The following is a 15,932-nucleotide window of genomic DNA, read 5'->3' as shown; positions in this document are numbered from 1 at the left end:
TCACTCACTAACCGGCCCCGTTATTTGAAGATTTATTCAGTTTTTTACCAATATACATTATGTGTTCAGCCATACTAAGTAAATCTTCTCGTTCACATACCTGCTCCGCCAAATCTAACCAAGCATTTATTACTTCAGGTTTCTGGCCGATTAATTCTGGTTCACGAAGATATAAGAAGCTCTCACTATTCAGTAAGTGAAGTTTTTCAAGATTAAATTGAATGAAAAACGGAAGTACATTTTTAGGAGATATATAAAAGTTATCTGAAAATCCCTTCCCCGCAAAGTCTTTACCGTCCACTATTTTATTTAGTTCTGACTTCCTGTCATTATCCAGTATAAATTCCGGGTTCCGAATAAGATAATCCCATACAAATGAATAGGAAGAAATAAATGCTGCAAAAATAATTCCGTTTGGCTTTAATTTTTTTAGACATTCTCTTATAGTTTTAGCTCTATCTTCTTCGCTTTTAAGGTGATACATTGGCCCCATGCATAGTACATAATCAAATTGCTCATCTCTAATAGAAGATAAATCTCGTCCGTCGACTTGTAAGCCTTTTATAGCAAGGCCTTGTTCATTTGCCTTATTCAAAGCAAATGCAACATTTTTATCTGACAGATCAGCTAACGTTACATCGCAACCAAGTTCAGCAAGGTATAATGAATACTTTCCCGGTCCACCACCAAGATCCAACACTTTGTCCTTAGGCTTTATATAACGATTTAAATAGCGCTTGGTAATTTCAAATTCTACTTTGTGGCGTTCAAGTCGTTCCCACTCATAATTTACTGTTTCGTCATAAAACTTTCTCACTGTTTCTCCGCTCTCCAAATTAAATCCCCCTTATCTTCAAATTACCTGCCACTTTATTAAAATAACTCCTTCATCAACAATAGCATAATATTCAAATAATTTTAACAGGAAAAAAGGCTACAAAGTCGAATTCTCCTCTTGCTAAAGAATCGACTTTTTTAATTAACTTATTAAATTAAAACAACGGTTAGTTTAGTGAAATAATCACAACATTAGTCGTTTGATCCTAAGATTAATTTTTAGTCTTTAATAATAGGCATTTTTCCCTTGCATCCACAGGCAGGACAAGTTACGATTCGTTCATCGGGTATACCTGCTTTTAAAGCAAATGCAAAACTTATTTTTGATAATTTAAAAGCGGATCTACAATATGGGCATACAAAGTGAGTATTTGTATAACTATCCGTATATTTATATATGATTAAATATGACATTATAAGAGGCTATTAGTGTTGTAAGTAATCCAGTGATGATATTCATTAACTCTCTCTCCTTTATTCCCCTTAGTTTAGCAACAAAGTCACCTTGGAACAAAAGCTCTCTTCCTTTACTTCACAATTTGGCCTTATTGCGGAACACAGGCTAAAGTACCACAATTCTAATAGACTGCGACGTTACTTGGATAGGGAAGGAGCATTATCCCTTCATTAATGCACCAGTTAATCCCCGAAAATGGGAAGCAGTATCTATTGGTTGGGCAGAGATAATAATTAAAAGTCTACCTCAAACAAACAAGTACAAAATCAGTTAATCCAATGAGAAGGGCGTTGTATAAAAGAAGGCAATTTTGTTTTTACATCACCTTTAGCCGAATTAATTTGCATTTGTGTCAAAAACATACTGGTAGAAAGATCCGCCCCACTAAAATCAGCATCCCGTAAATCAGCACCAATAAAATTCACCGCTCTTAAATCAGTATTTCGCATATCGGCAGCAATTAAATATGCTCCCCTGAAATCAGTTGCCCTCAGATCTTTGCATTTTATTTTTTTCCCCATCCAGTCAGCCCCCGCATGGTTATAATCTTTAGCCTTTTTAGTACCAGGTAACTTTGCAATAGTAATTTCTCTAATAGAATCACTTGCTGCTGTGAGCAACTCATTCAACGAAAATCGGTACATTATCAGATCAAGAGATAATAATTCATCAGCATCCAATTTCGTTAATTTCTGTAACTCCTTTAATTTCTCAATCAACTCATCAGACAAGGCACTCGAAATATCGTAAGATAAGGCTTCTGATGCATACGCTATCATTTCATGGATTTGTTCCATTATAGGAAACACGTGGAACATTTTTTCTCCAATTTTAGGATTATCTCGCCAACTTTGACCATTAAAAGTAACCTGAGAAACGACTTGACCAGCACCTAAACAATCAAATACTGTACAGCCTTTAAAACCCTTTTCTCTTAACTGGCTGTGAATTTGGCAACTATAATCAGATTGCAAATTCATGCAAGGAGTACCTGCGGGTTTGTTAATTGGAAAATCACTCGATGCAATAATATTAAGTGCTGTACAGCAGAGACCAAAGCATTTAGAACAATCAGCAGTTAAACCTTCTCTTATATTTTTAGCTGTTTCATTATACATTTTTAACCCTCTTTAAAATTTCTACTATTTGGTTGAAAAAACCACCTGACTCTATTGTATATGATTCTCTTAAAATGTGTCTCGATTATGGAATAGATTTTAAATAGCACTTCTTTAACAATCCTGTCATGCTCGCTCATCGGCAAACTTGTTAAAGTTCTTATCAACTTTCGTCTATGAGTTAGTCTGAAATGAATACAAAACCTTTATCTACTATTTCCTTCTCTTTGTATTTTTTTTGAAAAGATTAGAGAAATGATTATTAATATTAAAATTAAACAAAAGAAAAAAGCGACCATCAATGATCACCCTATTAAACTTGCATTAGTTGAATAAAGTCTTGAAGTGGACTCCATATTATGTCTAATTTTAAAAGACATTTATTATTGTACAATTAAATAGGATATTTTTACCATTTGCTATTTTACTGTATTCCCCATGGAAATTCCTATCCTATTCCACATATTTATCTGATTAATTATCATGATTAAGTCTACATATTCTTTTTCATCGTAGTGTTGCCTTACTCGATGATACAGTTCATCACTGACCCCTTTTTCAGCAATGAGCGTCACATTTTCTGCTAATTCAAATGCCACTTTCTCTTTTGGACTGTATAGGTTTGCTTCATTCCAGGTTTCCAATTGATCAATCTGCTCATCTGTTACTTTTAATTTCTTTGCTGATTTTGTATGCATATCCAAACAATACAGGCAACCATTAACTTGCGATACCCGGATGTTGATTAATTCTCTCAACTTCTTATCAATTAACGTTTTCCTAGCATACATCTCTAACTCCATAATTTTTTCTAATGCTCTTGGTGCTACTTTGAAATAATTTATTCTACTTTCCATATTCATAAATCCTGCTCCTTTTACAATACCTTTACTTATAAATTTACTCATCTCAATCCCTCTTTTCTTTTTGGTTCCCATTTTTGAAATGACATCGGAAAAAGCCAACCCTACTTTCATCAACTTGTTAGACGCTTGCATCCTATACTTGAACTCGATTAGTCCTAAGTCATAAAAGATCGCACATTGATATCTATTGTGTTGAACTAACTTAGTGGTTAATTGAAGTTAGAAATTATAAATGTTTATGAGCTATATATTTTTTATCATGATAATCTTTATACTCTAAACTTGCTATTTCACCTGACAATGAATAATGGAATATGAGTTGCTCATTAACCATTTCGGTTACGAAAGTTGTTTCTGATGCATTGTGACTGACTGGCATAAGTTTAAATTTATATAATATCCCATACATTTTAGGAACTGTTAAATATAGTTCACTATTTTTTAAAGTGATATCTAAAATTTTGCTTTCTTCATTTGCAATATAATACTTCCCAGCAATAAGTTCTGTGTTTGTAAAATTGATTGGTTGATTAGAAAGAGGTAATGAGACATGTTCATCAAAAATTACCCTAGCCATCTCTTCGGTTAAATGTGTTACAGGAGTAACGTTCATATTGCTTAGAAAAATTACCGTAACTTGTTCATCAACGAATCTAAGAAAATCGCTAAAATAACCACTAATATCTCCAAAATGGTGTATACACTTTCTACCCAACATTTCAGATACCATCCAACCGGAAGCGTAAGAACTAAGGTTTGTTGTAAACATTTTCTCCATAAGTTCTTTATTTAGGAGCTGAGATGATTTTAATCCCTGATTCCAAAGGAATAAATCCTCTGTTGTAGAATATAAACCATAGGCTCCTAAAGGAAATGACAAATCTGCGTATTCTGAGTGAATTGGTTTTTCCCAGAATGAATAACCAGAAGCTAAATCTGAAACTATTTCAATACCATCATCACAGCCAGTATTGTTCATACCCAAAGGACGACAGATTTTTTCTTGTACGTACGCAGCATATGACATACCTGAAATTTTTTCAATAATTGCTGTTAATAATGTGTATCCTGAGTTTGAATATTCAAATCTTCTACCAGGCTCGAAATTCAATTCATGGTGTTTAAATGAATCAATCAGTTGATCTAGAGTCATGGGGAGTCTCATTGTTTTAGACCAAAAATCCGGGAAGCTTGTGTAATTAGGAATCCCTGCAGTATTTGTTAAACAATGATAGATTGTAATTTTATCACCTTGTGGATAATTCGAAAGATACTTTCCTATACAATCATCTATATTTAATTTTCCTTTTTCATGTAATTGATATATGGCCATTGATGTAAAGGCTTTAGAAAGAGAGCCTATACGAAATCTTGTAGTAGGCTTATTGGGTACAGCATGCTCCAAATTTGACATGCCAAAACCTTTGTTTAAAAGAATATTATCGTTAGAAGCTATTAAAATTGAACCGTTCAAATAACCATTTTCTTCGTACCTTTCTACCCATTTACCTATTCGTTCCTCTAGTATCATGTAAATCCCCCCAATCCTTATCAAATTGAAACTATTAATAAAACTTAGCTTAGATTATTTTGCAAGTTTTCCTTCTGCTTAAGTATTCTCTTTCATTACTTTTTTCCTCTCGAATCCTAAATATCGAGTCCCCTGAAAGTTTAACATTCCAATATCATCTTCAGAAAGTAAACCATACTCTTTACCCGAAACAAGGAACTCCGAACGGTCACTGCTTTCGAACTCGAAAGTAACAAAATAGCTTGTATGTGTACTTGAAGAATGGTAGTGATCGTTGTCATGATGATGCATATTTGTCCCTCTAGAAATATCTGCTCGTTTTGATTTAACTTTAGCTGGTACACTTAGTTTCGGTGACTGCTCATTTTTGTACCATTGACCAGTCCCTTTGAAAGCTGAAAATAAAATACCACCGATAACAATCACAAAAATAATTCCAATGAAGATAGGAACGATTTGAAACATAAGATTATCCATAAAAAATGGATCTGACATGTAAACACTCCTTCCGTTATAGCTTTTAATCTTATACGATTAAAAATATAGAAAGTTCCAAAAAAGATACTGCTAAAGGATTTTTTGTTTCTGTATAGGTATTCCTTTCTTTTATTAAGCTCTGCAATAGTAAAAAGACCGCTATTATTAGCGATCTCCTTATTATATTAACGAATATTAACAAATATTAATCATCATTTATTAAAGTAAAAAACGCCGAACATCAGCTATTTTTTAGACAATATTTATTCTCATTGTGGAATTTCCACTTTAAAAGAATCAAACTCGACCGGCTGGATGGAATCCCCTTTATATTCTATTTCTTTTTCCTCACCATTTTCGTCAATTTCCACTCCTCCTCCACCTGTTGGGATTACTAAATGAGGAGTGATCGTTAATTCAGTAACACTGCCATCAATTGGATCGAAATGCTTGTTACTTCTAAACACGATTTTATCTTTAATCCTTTCACCTGTTACTCCACCTGAATGACCTGTAATTTCATTTCCGTCCTGATCCATTATCAAAAATTCGATATTTCCTCCGCGACTCAGATTGAAATCCATTTCTTCTTCGGAACTTTCATAAGATATACTTACACCTGTTTGACTTACAGATAATTCCTTTACAGTAAGATCTACTCCATCAACAGATTGTGAATGGTTCACAGGAATCTTATTAATATCGGTAATTTTTTGAACTGGAGTCGAGAAATTCCAAGTCTCTCCATTTTCTCCATATAAAGTTAATCCAAGTTCGAACTGCTCCGGCATATCTTCATTTACATTTATTTCTTGAATCGCAGTTAGAGTAGTATCCGAAAGAATATCTTCACCATAACTACCAGAAGCTACATCTGGGAAATCCCCATTAATCGTAAAATCCATTCCAGCACCAAAATAAAATTCTCCAAGTTCCTTTTCAGATTCAATGAAAAGCCCAATAGTGATATTATTTTGATCATATAAAATTTCATTTAGAGTTACGGTTATTCCATTGACCGTCTGTGTCTCCCCAATTTCATTCGTTAACCCACTTTTTTGAGCTTGTTGTAAACCGATTATATCGGAATTACCGAAAATAGAACCGATAATCGGTATTTGCGACAAACTGCTCGCTAAAACAGGTGAGTAGTTAGAGGAGCCAACTAATATCGCAAAGACTGCTGCCACACTGCATAAAGCATAGATTATTTTTCTTTTTCCATTGTTCCTTCCAAAGCGAGATGTATTCATTTGTTCTTGCGCTTGCGTAATTCCAGCACGAATCGAGGACCGTACCTGTTCTTTCGGAAAGTCTTCTAACGGTTCATGTGATTTTTTCATTTAATTGATAACTCCTTTCTAACTCTAACTCACTTTTTAATTGCTCCCGTGCTCTGCGTAAATATGTTTTCACTGTACCAACCGGTTTTTCCATTACTACTGAAATGTCCTTAATGGGAAGGTCATGATAATAATATAAGATGATAGACGTTTGATAAAATGAATTAAGCCTCGATAATGCCTCACTTAAATGAAAACATTCAATCTCTTCATCCTGCTTACTGTCGAATTTCTTTAATAATTCATTTTCCTCATAAGGAATCATTTGGTTTCGTTGCTTCAACAGATTGTAACATTCTCGGATAAGTATTCTAAACAACCAAGTTGAAAAATACTCAGGATGTCGTAATTGTCCTATTGATAGGAATGCTTTGCATGAAGTTTCTTGAATGGCATCCAAAGCATCTTCCTTTTTACCAACATAAGAAAGTGCTTTGTAATATAGCATTTTTTCTTCTTGAAAAAGCAATTCTTCAAAAGCTCTTGCATCTCCTTTAATGGCTCTCTTCACTGTATGTATATCAAGTTTCACAGTGTAATCCCTCCTTTCATTAATTAGAGTGATCTTAAACACAAAAAGTTTCAATTTTAATAAATTATTTTTGATTCTAATATTTTTATAGAGAAATTTATATATTTTTATAGAGGCAAAAATATAAAACGCATGTTTAGATCTTAAATCTAAACACACAAATGTAAGTAACCTTTTTCGAGGATTCAGCCAATAGTTCAATTACTCTATATGATATTACTATAATATTCAAAAATATAGTTCAGATTATTTACGTACTAAAGAAAGATATAAAATAAAAAAAAGGTCTGGAACACAAAATGTGCTCCAGACCTTTTCATCACTAACCTAAGAATATAAAGTACAAAATAAATATTACTGCTAAAGCGTACATAATTGGATGTACTTCTTTTGCCTTCCCTTTTACAAGCATCGTAATCGGATAGAAAATAAAACCGACTGCAATACCAGTTGCAATACTGTATGTTAGGGGCATCATTAATACGGTAAAGAATGCCGGTACAGCAACCTCGAAACGATCCCATTCAACATTCTTCAATTGTGAAGCCATCAATACACCTACAATAATTAAAGCTGGTGCTGTTACCTCAGCAGTAACAATGCTCAATAGTGGTGAAAAGAATAGTGCGAGAAGGAAACATCCTGCAGCAACTACAGCCGTAAAACCAGATTTTCCGCCGACACCTACACCTGCCGTTGACTCTACATAAGAAGTTGTACTTGACGTACCAAGAATCGCACCGACAACAGTTCCAGAAGAATCAGAAACAAGTGCACGCCCAGCACGTGGTAATTTACCATCCTTCATAATACCAGCCTGTGATGCTACCGCAACAAGTGTCCCTGCTGTATCAAAGAAATCAACGAACATGAATGTTAAAATAACAACTAACATATCGATTGTAAAGATATTACCCAAATTAGCCAATGCTTGACCAAATGTAGGTGCAAGGCTTGGAACTTCTCCTACAATTCCACTAATACCTGCTGGAAGGGGAATCAATCCAAATATCATACCCACAATAACAGAAATAATCATTCCGTAAAAAATACCCGCTTTAATCCCGGATGTTAGTAAGATAACAGAAATAATCAGTCCAAATATAGCTAATAAAACGGTTGGTGAAGTCAAATCACCGATACCAACTAGTGTAGCATCGTTATTCACAACAATTCCGGCACTTTGTAAGCCTACAAAAGCGATAAATAATCCAATCCCAGCACCAACTGCAAGTTTTAAATTACCTGGAATAGCGTCAATAATTTTTTCACGGATTTTTGTTAATGTTAATAAAACAAGAATAATACCTGAAACCAAAACCCCAGATAATGCTGTTTCCCATGGAATCCCAAGACCAATGACAACTGTGTATGTGAAGAAAGCATTAAGTCCCATACCTGGTGCAAGCACAACTGGATATTTCGCAACTAATCCCATAATTAATGTACCAATAGCTGCTGCAAGAGCTGTTGCTGTAAAGACAGCGCCCTTATCCATTCCAGCTTCCCCAAGCGTTGCTGGGTTAACGAATAAAATATATGCCATTGCTAAGAATGTGGTAATTCCCGCGATTGTTTCCGTTTTGAAATTTGTTCCTAGTTCATCAAACTGAAAATATTTCTTCATTACGTTTCCTCCTATTATAGAATGCAAAAAGCACTCTATGGATTTCCCAAGAGTGCTACGTAACTACGATTTCAGAAATAGTAATGAGATGATTGTTGTTAAATAAACACAACCAATCATGCAAACTAACCATAACTGCGTAGTCAGACCGTTTACGGTGGTCTGGTAGAAACTCTGGGCCATATTCCCGAAATTATACGCTTTTTCTTTAAATTACATTACTATACTACTATCCTATTCGATCACTGTCAATAAAATACGAACAAAAAAATGTAAAATTTATTTAATGTTCGTATTATCCTGCATAGCAACTTGATATTCATCTTGAAAACACCTACAGTTCAAATAGTTCCTAAAAACAATAAATTCCTATATGATAACTATATATAGGAGGGATTACATAATGATGTTAACTGATGTGAAAACATACAGAAAACCTGAATTTGAAATTGATGAAATGTTTTTAAATCGTTGGTCACCAAGGTCATTTTCAGAAAAAGAGGTACCAACAGAGATATTATCGTCTTTATTTGAAGCTGCGCGCTGGGCACCTTCTGCTTTTAATTTTCAGCCTTGGCGATTCATTGTCGCTAAGACGAATGAAGAAAGAGAAACTTTCCATTCATTTATTAGTGAATTTAATTTGACTTGGTGTAAAAAAGCACCAGTTCTTTCGCTAATCATTTCAAAAAAAGCGAAAGATGGCGCAGAATTTCCAACGCATTCTTTTGACACCGGTGCTGCATGGGGATACCTTGCATTACAAGCAAATAAATCTGGTCTAGTCACTCACCCAATGACTGGTTTTGATTTTCAAAAAGCAAGGGAAGTATTAGAAATTCCTGAGGATTACGCGATTGAAGCATTGGTTGCCATCGGTTATCAAGATGAAAAAGAAAAACTGCCCGAAAAACTCCAGCAGCGTGAACACCCTAATGAGCGCCAGTCTCTACAGGAATTCATTTTTAATGGAAAATTCGGAAGTAAGTAGTCAGTGTTAAATTTTGAATTTTATTAGAAAAACGACAAGCCTATACTTGTCGTTTTTCTTTATTACTCCCACTCAATAGTAGCAGGCGGCTTAGACGTAATATCATACACAACGCGGTTAATATGGTCCACTTCATTAACGATTCGAGTTGATACCTTTTCTAGCACATCCCAAGGAATACGTGCCCAATCGGAAGTCATGCCATCGATGGATGTAACTGCCCGAATACCGATTGTGTGGTCATATGTACGTTTATACTATTTATTATAAAAGTTTAAAATTCTATTATTCATTGTATTTTGCTGTTTAAATAGTAGCACGTTTTTTCGTGTTTGACAATCTTTCATTTCACTTAGCAATCATAATTCCCGCCAATGTTCTACGCAATAAATCTCTGATAATCCAAGGGCTTTATACCCACTAATTTAAAAGTCACTTATCAAATATATAACAAATTCATGATACTATAGATACAGGTATATATATGCAACTAGTAATGAGGGAAAAGTTAACCCAAGGAGGACAATGGGGGTTAAAAATATAAAAAATTATAAGAGACCATTGGGGGTAATAACAATGACACTAAGACAACCTGTTGCTGTTAATAAGTTAGAAAAACCTGTGATTATTTTTAAAGATGGGACAGAATTAAAAGAATTTCCTTCTATTCAGACGGCTTCAAAATGGTTAAAAAAATACTCAGGTTATGATTACATTCCATATAAACAAGTAGAACGCGGAATACTTTTTGGTGAAACGTGGTTACACCGAGGGTCTATGTATGCCTTTACAACTGACGAGAATGTTAGATTAGCTAAATTAGAAGAGTTGGGTATTGAGACAGAAAACAAAAGTGAAAGTAAAGTTGAACCTACAGGTTTTTGGACATTCTTCTGTAATCCTAAGAAATGGGCTATTGATGACTTCTTAGCTTCAAACAAAGTTGAGGATACATTTTCTATAACTAGTTGGCAAAAAGATTGGTTTAGTGAAGGACAATTAGGTGTAATTAGAGTTGGTCATGATTCTAGAAATAAGGAAGAGTTAAACAGTAAACCAAGACTTAAACGTGGCATCTATGCTGTTGTCGAGGTTAATGGTGATCCATTTTACTCAACCGAAAAAGATGGATTTTATTATGAAGGTTTTGAAAATGAAGGCTATAGAGTACCTGTTAGATACATAAGAAACTTGTTGAATAGACCTATATTACTTGAAGATTTAAATTTAGAAGACCATGAATACGATAAATACTTAGTTGAAGGATTTCAAGCTTCTTCAATGCCTTTGAATCCACAAACATTATTAAAAATATCAACAATGGTAGATACTCCCGAAACTACCACTACATATCCCTATAAAGTAGGAAGTGAATATTCGAGAAAGGATATTTATAAAATCTTAAATGTGCCTGAAAATAAACAAGATGGCATTTGGAATACTGGTTATACCACTTATAACAACGATATATACATTTTTGCTAGTATTAACTCATCTGGCAGAACAGGGCACGACTATGATAATAAGTTCATAGGTGATGAACTACAGTGGTTTAGCAAAGGAAATCATTCCTTATCTACCCCTTCAATACAAGCAATGCTAAATCCAAAAGGAAATATATTTATATTTACACGTGAAGACAGCAGTAACACAAACTTTGTATATCAAGGAAATGGTAGAGTTAAAGAGTATGAGGATACTAAGCCAGTAAAAATTATATGGGAATTTAATGATGAGAATGAAGAATACCCTAATAAAATAACTGAGGAAGTAGATAATTCCAAAGTATATACAGAAGGGGCTACTAAACAAGTATCTGTTAACGTTTATGAACGTAACCCAGTAGCTAGAAGAAAATGTATAGAACACTATGGGAGTAGCTGTGAAGTTTGTGATTTTAATTTTGAAAGGACATATGGTGATCTTGGCAAGGACTTTATACATGTTCATCACCTTAAAGAGTTACATACTATTAGTGAAGAATATGAAGTTAACCCTATTACTGATTTAAGACCTGTATGTCCCAATTGCCATGCTATGTTACATAAAAGGAAACCAGCTTATTCTATTTATGAACTAAAGGGGATTTTATATGGAAATTGAGTTAAATGAAATAGAAAAAGAGTTTAGTAATTACATACAAAGATTAGAAAATAATTTTGATGATTTATTATCAAATAAGGCAGAGGAATATGACCAACCTCTATATTTACTAAAAACGTACTATTTTTATATGTCTTTCATAGCTGACAAGAAACTATTAAATAAAAGACATCATACAGACAAAATACTATGTGCTAAAACTTCAACTGACATATTTGGTATATATAACTGCTTAAAAAGTGGGCTTATTTATCAAGCACTTGTTATATTTAGAGGGCTTGTAGAAACTAATGTAACTACTCAGTTTATATATCAAGATTATAATTATAGATCACAACTTTATTACAATCATAAATACATGGAAAAATATCAACAGTATTCCAAAAATCCCGATAGCGTACCAAATTATGAAGTTGAAACGATTAAGAAAAAATACCATGAAATAAAACATAAGTATCAATACAATCGACAATGGTACACTAAATTATTAAGAAATATTATAAAGAAAAATAAAGAATTAGAGAAAAAATATCCTAACCCTTCAATAAGGGCTATGGCTGATGTAGCAGGTATGCTACAAGAGTATGATAGTATGTATTCTGCGATGTCAAAAGCTACACATGGTTCGGCATTACTGGAACACCTATTTATTCAAGATAATCGATTAACCACCTCCCCTTATTTTGAAAAAAGTTGGTTTAATAGTATCCTTGGACTTTCTATTCAAAATGGACACAATGTTTTAAAGACGATATTAGAACATGATAAGTCTATAGACACTATGTATATTGAGTTTTCTAATGAATTGCTTTTTTATGCATTATTTCAAGGTAGTGATTAAGTAAAGTTGAATACTTATTAGAAAAATGGGGGCAATTTAAACATGGCAAATAACTTAAGTGAACGTGTGAAAACATTTTTAAAGAAAGAAGAAGGATATGATGTTGAATTTAAACGTAACTTAAAAGGATTAAGTGTAGATGATTTAGTCGCTTTTGCTAATTCCCCTACTGGTGGTACTATCTTAGTTGGTGTTGACGAATCAACAGACAAAGATGGTAAACAAGTTGGTGAAATAGTTGGTTGTAATATAGGCGATAATGAAAAACTAACAATATTAAATAAAGCTAATGATTGTCATCCTTCAGTAGATGTTGAAATACATGTTGAAAATGAAGGAGATACGCCATTCTACAGAATTGAAATACCTAGTGGTGACCACAAACCTTATTCAACGTTTAAAGGTACTTATTTAATTCGTGGAGACGGGAGAAATCTTCCCCTTAATCGTGGTAGATTGCTAAATATATTTTTAGAAGAACAAGGTGAGACTTTTATAAATAGATTCAAAAAAGCAACAGAGGATTTAGAGGGAAATATTGCAGAACTAGGCAGCCACATTGAAGCAACTAATGAAAAAATAGATATGTTTGAACATAATATAGTAGATTTACAAGATGATTTAAGTGTAGATATTCAAGAAATAATTGGTAACGTTCATGATCTAACTAATAGAACAGCTTATGAATTAGACAACATATTCGAGAGTATAAAAAACACAGAAAATTTAGCCGATGAAACATTAAATACTTCGTTAGACACGTTTGAAAATGTGGAAAAAAAAATAAGTGAAATGGAAAACGATATTCAAGAAACTAAACTCGTGACAAATGCCATATTACAGCACTTAGGAATAGAACATCCTAATATTACTCGTTCTAAAGAATATATAGATAGTCTTGTTAGAACATTATATAAAAATTATAAAGAACTGATTATAAAAAAACTTGATAGTCCTACTAAGCAGCAAGTGATAGAGGAATATCAAAATGAAATGATAAAAATGTTGAAATATGCAACTAAATATAAAGAAGAATTTATCTATGAAAATGTTAAGTCTGCGATTGAGAAAATGGATTTTTCAGATTTAGATAAATTAGAAAGCAAAAAGGAATAGCCTTTTTATCGGCTATTCCTTTTTAGATACTCTATAGTAATTATACTCCCCTATACTATCATTAAAAAAACTTACCTATTTATTCAATAACTCTTTTAATTGGTCTCTACTTAACATTGGTCTTTTTCTATGTAACATTCTATGACAGTTAGAACATGCAATAGCTATATCCCCTATCTTTGTTACCTTCATTAAAACCCAAATCGTCCTCAGTTAAATCCATATTATTACCTTTGGGTTCAAAGGAACGTAACCCCCAAATGCCTTTACCCTTAGCTTCAATAGAATAAAATAGATCAGTATTGTCATCAACACTACCCTTAAAAATATCAGTGTCACTAGAATTTAAGTAAATATGCTTCCTAATCTGTGATTTCCAATCTATATAACTACTTAAATCAATTTTATTTCTATCTTCTACTTTGTTATAAATATCAACTAAAGTAGCTTGTCCACCTAATTCTCCTAGTGCCTCAATTATCTCCTGAACCCACTGTGTCTTATCGAACATAACACACCTCACTGTCAATTTATTTCCATAATTACATTATAGGGTAATTAGATCTAGGAAAATAGCTAAAGTACAATCAAAAGGAATAAAAAATTATTAAAACTGCCTGTACCTACCTATGGTTTCCTAAACATAGTATTAGGGATGATTAAAACACTTTCTACGGTTAAAATAGAAATTCTCTTCTGCTGGTTAAGGTGAGGCTTAATTGCCTTGCTTTGTTTTATTGTCTAAACATGAATAATATATTCAATTTACAAGAAAGAAGGTGTATACAATGATAATCGGCTATAGCGAGGATGACATTCCTTTTCAATCTCGAATTACCTACCCTATGATTCGTTGGATTAGATTGTCGAAAAACCTAACACAAGAACAGTTTGGACAGGCTTGTCGCATTGACCAGTCAGTTCTTACACGTATAGAGACAGGGGAAATTGATCTGTCATTAAATTACGAGAGTCGCATATTAAAAGGCTGTAAGAGATTGAATATCAGTGACCACACTATTCAATCCATCAAGGAACTAGTACAGCAAACTGGTGAATAGGAGGCTATTACAATGTCAAATGAATTACAGAAATTGGATATTGAGTTTCTCAGTTTATCCAATGAACACTACGAACTTTCAAAGCAACTAAATAGCGTAACCGATAAATTAACCGAAGTAAGAAAACGTATATTAGAACTAAATGAAAAGGGGAATGTAAATTGATTACAGTTGATAAAAGTAAATTAGATAGGGCAATCGAAAGCCTTGAGGGAATGTTTTCCAATACAGAAAAGGTTCTAATTGACTATGAAGCTGAACGGGAAGAATTAGAAAACCGCGGGAATGACCTTAATAAAAGGCTTGCAGAGTTACAGAATAAACAAACAGAAACTTTACTTTTACGCGAAAAAACCAAAGAAACAGCTAAGTATATCAAGCTATCAAAAGACCTTGCTAACTATCAAGAAGAAAGTCAAATTATTGTTTCCCTTCAGGAACAGCTACAAGCCGATTTTAGACAGCTAAAGCAAAAGTATATTCCTGTCATTAGAGATACTTACAGTAAAGATAGTAGGGTTATGCGTTCCTTAGACGTAGATTATGTAGTCGAGGACGTTCGCTATGAACTGGTTAAGTCAATAGCTGACTTTGCTAATGCTGTACGTAAGGAAGATTCAAAAGTAATTGGGGTTATTCAAGATGAGTTTCTTTCGGACAGTGATTTAATGCAGGATAACAGAGGTTTCCAGCGTACCTTTGACTATGACCGCACCAAGTTAAGCTATTCTAGCTTTATGCCTAACCTTCTTACTAGAAATAATATTAACTATGCATGTGGGGGATCTGTTGATTCTGAGATACGTAAACCAAGGGAAGTGAAATAACATGACATTAGATAAGATCATTGCTGGACTTAATGAAACGCCTAAGAAAAAAGAATTGCCCTTTGACCGAGAAGGAATAGGAAACAGTATCCACCAACTAAATAGACCAATTTTAGAATCATATAATAATGTATTTGTGAAAGAACCAAACAAAAACCCTGCTGAATAGTGGGGTTTTTTATTTCACTTAAAAAGGTGGGGCTAT

17 protein-coding genes, 1 pseudogene and 1 riboswitch are annotated in these 15,932 nt (G+C 33.4%); of the genes and pseudogenes, 8 read left to right on the top strand and 10 right to left on the bottom strand.

Going from position 1 to position 15,932, the window contains the following annotated elements:
- Positions 1-7: 7 nt before the first annotated feature.
- The 8 genes from CUC15_RS03955 to CUC15_RS03920 all read right to left on the bottom strand — a co-directional run bounded on the left by CUC15_RS03955 (position 8) and on the right by CUC15_RS03920 (position 8,788).
- The gene (locus CUC15_RS03955) at positions 8-835 is read right to left on the bottom strand and encodes a class I SAM-dependent methyltransferase (RefSeq protein ID WP_114915460.1); all 828 of its coding nucleotides are present in this window, start codon (positions 833-835) and stop codon (positions 8-10) included.
- A gap of 725 nt (positions 836-1,560) precedes the next feature.
- Positions 1,561-2,412: a pentapeptide repeat-containing protein gene (locus tag CUC15_RS03950; RefSeq protein WP_114915459.1), complete on the bottom strand. Its 852-nt coding sequence runs from the start codon at positions 2,410-2,412 to the stop codon at positions 1,561-1,563.
- A 419-nt stretch (positions 2,413-2,831) separates the two neighbouring features.
- Positions 2,832-3,269 carry a carboxymuconolactone decarboxylase family protein gene (locus tag CUC15_RS03945; protein ID WP_114918372.1) on the bottom strand — a complete coding sequence of 146 codons (438 nt, stop codon included), beginning with the start codon at positions 3,267-3,269 and terminating at the stop codon, positions 2,832-2,834.
- Between the two features lie 235 nt (positions 3,270-3,504).
- Positions 3,505-4,809, bottom strand: coding sequence for a serine hydrolase domain-containing protein (locus tag CUC15_RS03940; RefSeq protein ID WP_242985938.1), 1,305 nt, complete (start codon positions 4,807-4,809; stop codon positions 3,505-3,507).
- A gap of 78 nt (positions 4,810-4,887) precedes the next feature.
- Positions 4,888-5,304 (bottom strand): DUF2500 domain-containing protein, encoded by a 417-nt coding sequence (locus CUC15_RS03935; protein ID WP_114915458.1) that lies wholly within the window; start codon positions 5,302-5,304, stop codon positions 4,888-4,890.
- A 251-nt stretch (positions 5,305-5,555) separates the two neighbouring features.
- Positions 5,556-6,629 (bottom strand): DUF4179 domain-containing protein, encoded by a 1,074-nt coding sequence (locus tag CUC15_RS03930; RefSeq protein ID WP_114915457.1) that lies wholly within the window; start codon positions 6,627-6,629, stop codon positions 5,556-5,558.
- Entirely contained in the window at positions 6,613-7,161 is a 549-nt protein-coding gene (locus CUC15_RS03925) for a sigma-70 family RNA polymerase sigma factor (protein WP_114915456.1), read from the bottom strand. The genes CUC15_RS03930 and CUC15_RS03925 overlap by 17 nt, the downstream gene beginning before the upstream one ends.
- Positions 7,162-7,483: 322 nt before the next feature.
- On the bottom strand, positions 7,484-8,788 hold the full coding sequence (locus CUC15_RS03920; protein WP_114915455.1) for an NCS2 family permease: 1,305 nt from the start codon (positions 8,786-8,788) through the stop codon (positions 7,484-7,486).
- Between the two features lie 120 nt (positions 8,789-8,908).
- A riboswitch (purine riboswitch) is annotated at positions 8,909-9,009 on the bottom strand.
- 182 nt (positions 9,010-9,191) lie between these two features.
- Here CUC15_RS03920 and CUC15_RS03915 point away from each other — a divergent pair.
- Positions 9,192-9,779, top strand: coding sequence for a nitroreductase family protein (locus tag CUC15_RS03915; RefSeq protein WP_114915454.1), 588 nt, complete (start codon positions 9,192-9,194; stop codon positions 9,777-9,779).
- A gap of 62 nt (positions 9,780-9,841) precedes the next feature.
- Here the strand turns inward: CUC15_RS03915 and CUC15_RS03910 are convergent.
- Positions 9,842-10,030 (bottom strand): annotated as a pseudogene (locus CUC15_RS03910) (GMP synthase (glutamine-hydrolyzing)); the annotation flags it as partial.
- Between the two features lie 325 nt (positions 10,031-10,355).
- Here CUC15_RS03910 and CUC15_RS03905 point away from each other — a divergent pair.
- The 3 genes from CUC15_RS03905 to CUC15_RS03895 are packed head-to-tail and all read left to right on the top strand — an operon-like array spanning position 10,356 to position 13,839.
- A complete protein-coding gene (locus CUC15_RS03905) occupies positions 10,356-11,882 on the top strand; it encodes a DUF3427 domain-containing protein (protein ID WP_114918370.1) in 1,527 nt (508 codons plus the stop codon).
- Positions 11,872-12,723 carry a DUF5677 domain-containing protein gene (locus tag CUC15_RS03900; RefSeq protein WP_114915453.1) on the top strand — a complete coding sequence of 284 codons (852 nt, stop codon included), beginning with the start codon at positions 11,872-11,874 and terminating at the stop codon, positions 12,721-12,723. Before CUC15_RS03905 ends, CUC15_RS03900 begins: the two co-directional genes overlap by 11 nt.
- Before the next feature lie 42 nt (positions 12,724-12,765).
- On the top strand, positions 12,766-13,839 hold the full coding sequence (locus CUC15_RS03895; RefSeq protein ID WP_114915452.1) for an AlbA family DNA-binding domain-containing protein: 1,074 nt from the start codon (positions 12,766-12,768) through the stop codon (positions 13,837-13,839).
- Positions 13,840-13,987: 148 nt separating this feature from the next.
- Here CUC15_RS03895 and CUC15_RS03890 read toward each other — a convergent pair whose 3' ends face one another.
- Positions 13,988-14,350 (bottom strand): hypothetical protein, encoded by a 363-nt coding sequence (locus tag CUC15_RS03890; RefSeq protein WP_341457190.1) that lies wholly within the window; start codon positions 14,348-14,350, stop codon positions 13,988-13,990.
- 277 nt (positions 14,351-14,627) lie between these two features.
- Between CUC15_RS03890 and CUC15_RS03885 the strand changes: the two genes are divergently transcribed.
- Genes CUC15_RS03885 through CUC15_RS20000 form a run of 4 tightly spaced genes read left to right on the top strand, consistent with a single transcriptional unit; the run spans position 14,628 to position 15,896 of the window.
- Entirely contained in the window at positions 14,628-14,900 is a 273-nt protein-coding gene (locus tag CUC15_RS03885) for a helix-turn-helix domain-containing protein (RefSeq protein WP_114915451.1), read from the top strand.
- Positions 14,901-14,912: 12 nt separating this feature from the next.
- A complete protein-coding gene (locus CUC15_RS20005) occupies positions 14,913-15,065 on the top strand; it encodes a hypothetical protein (RefSeq protein WP_162800258.1) in 153 nt (50 codons plus the stop codon).
- Positions 15,062-15,727, top strand: coding sequence for a hypothetical protein (locus CUC15_RS03880; RefSeq protein ID WP_114915450.1), 666 nt, complete (start codon positions 15,062-15,064; stop codon positions 15,725-15,727). The genes CUC15_RS20005 and CUC15_RS03880 overlap by 4 nt, the downstream gene beginning before the upstream one ends.
- A gap of 1 nt (position 15,728) precedes the next feature.
- A complete protein-coding gene (locus CUC15_RS20000) occupies positions 15,729-15,896 on the top strand; it encodes a hypothetical protein (RefSeq protein WP_162800257.1) in 168 nt (55 codons plus the stop codon).
- Positions 15,897-15,932 lie beyond the last annotated feature (36 nt).

This window comes from Oceanobacillus zhaokaii (assembly GCF_003352005.1).
In the GTDB taxonomy this organism is placed as follows: domain Bacteria; phylum Bacillota; class Bacilli; order Bacillales; family Amphibacillaceae; genus Oceanobacillus; species Oceanobacillus zhaokaii.
This window is presented reverse-complemented; position numbering and strand designations above follow the sequence as displayed.

What these genes read in the sequence shown, in the direction of transcription:
- CUC15_RS03905 (WP_114918370.1), top strand. Translation starts at nt 10,356, where the DNA reads ATGACACTAAGACAACCTGTTGCTGTTAATAAGTTAGAAAAACCTGTG.
- CUC15_RS03900 (WP_114915453.1), top strand. Translation starts at nt 11,872, where the DNA reads ATGGAAATTGAGTTAAATGAAATAGAAAAAGAGTTTAGTAATTACATA.
- CUC15_RS03945 (WP_114918372.1), bottom strand. Translation starts at nt 3,269, where the DNA reads ATGGAAAGTAGAATAAATTATTTCAAAGTAGCACCAAGAGCATTAGAA.
- CUC15_RS03940 (WP_242985938.1), bottom strand. Translation starts at nt 4,809, where the DNA reads ATGATACTAGAGGAACGAATAGGTAAATGGGTAGAAAGGTACGAAGAA.
- CUC15_RS03895 (WP_114915452.1), top strand. Translation starts at nt 12,766, where the DNA reads ATGGCAAATAACTTAAGTGAACGTGTGAAAACATTTTTAAAGAAAGAA.
- CUC15_RS20005 (WP_162800258.1), top strand. Translation starts at nt 14,913, where the DNA reads ATGTCAAATGAATTACAGAAATTGGATATTGAGTTTCTCAGTTTATCC.
- CUC15_RS03915 (WP_114915454.1), top strand. Translation starts at nt 9,192, where the DNA reads ATGATGTTAACTGATGTGAAAACATACAGAAAACCTGAATTTGAAATT.
- CUC15_RS03885 (WP_114915451.1), top strand. Translation starts at nt 14,628, where the DNA reads ATGATAATCGGCTATAGCGAGGATGACATTCCTTTTCAATCTCGAATT.
- CUC15_RS03890 (WP_341457190.1), bottom strand. Translation starts at nt 14,350, where the DNA reads ATGTTCGATAAGACACAGTGGGTTCAGGAGATAATTGAGGCACTAGGA.
- CUC15_RS20000 (WP_162800257.1), top strand. Translation starts at nt 15,729, where the DNA reads ATGACATTAGATAAGATCATTGCTGGACTTAATGAAACGCCTAAGAAA.
- CUC15_RS03920 (WP_114915455.1), bottom strand. Translation starts at nt 8,788, where the DNA reads ATGAAGAAATATTTTCAGTTTGATGAACTAGGAACAAATTTCAAAACG.
- CUC15_RS03950 (WP_114915459.1), bottom strand. Translation starts at nt 2,412, where the DNA reads ATGTATAATGAAACAGCTAAAAATATAAGAGAAGGTTTAACTGCTGAT.
- CUC15_RS03935 (WP_114915458.1), bottom strand. Translation starts at nt 5,304, where the DNA reads ATGTCAGATCCATTTTTTATGGATAATCTTATGTTTCAAATCGTTCCT.
- CUC15_RS03930 (WP_114915457.1), bottom strand. Translation starts at nt 6,629, where the DNA reads ATGAAAAAATCACATGAACCGTTAGAAGACTTTCCGAAAGAACAGGTA.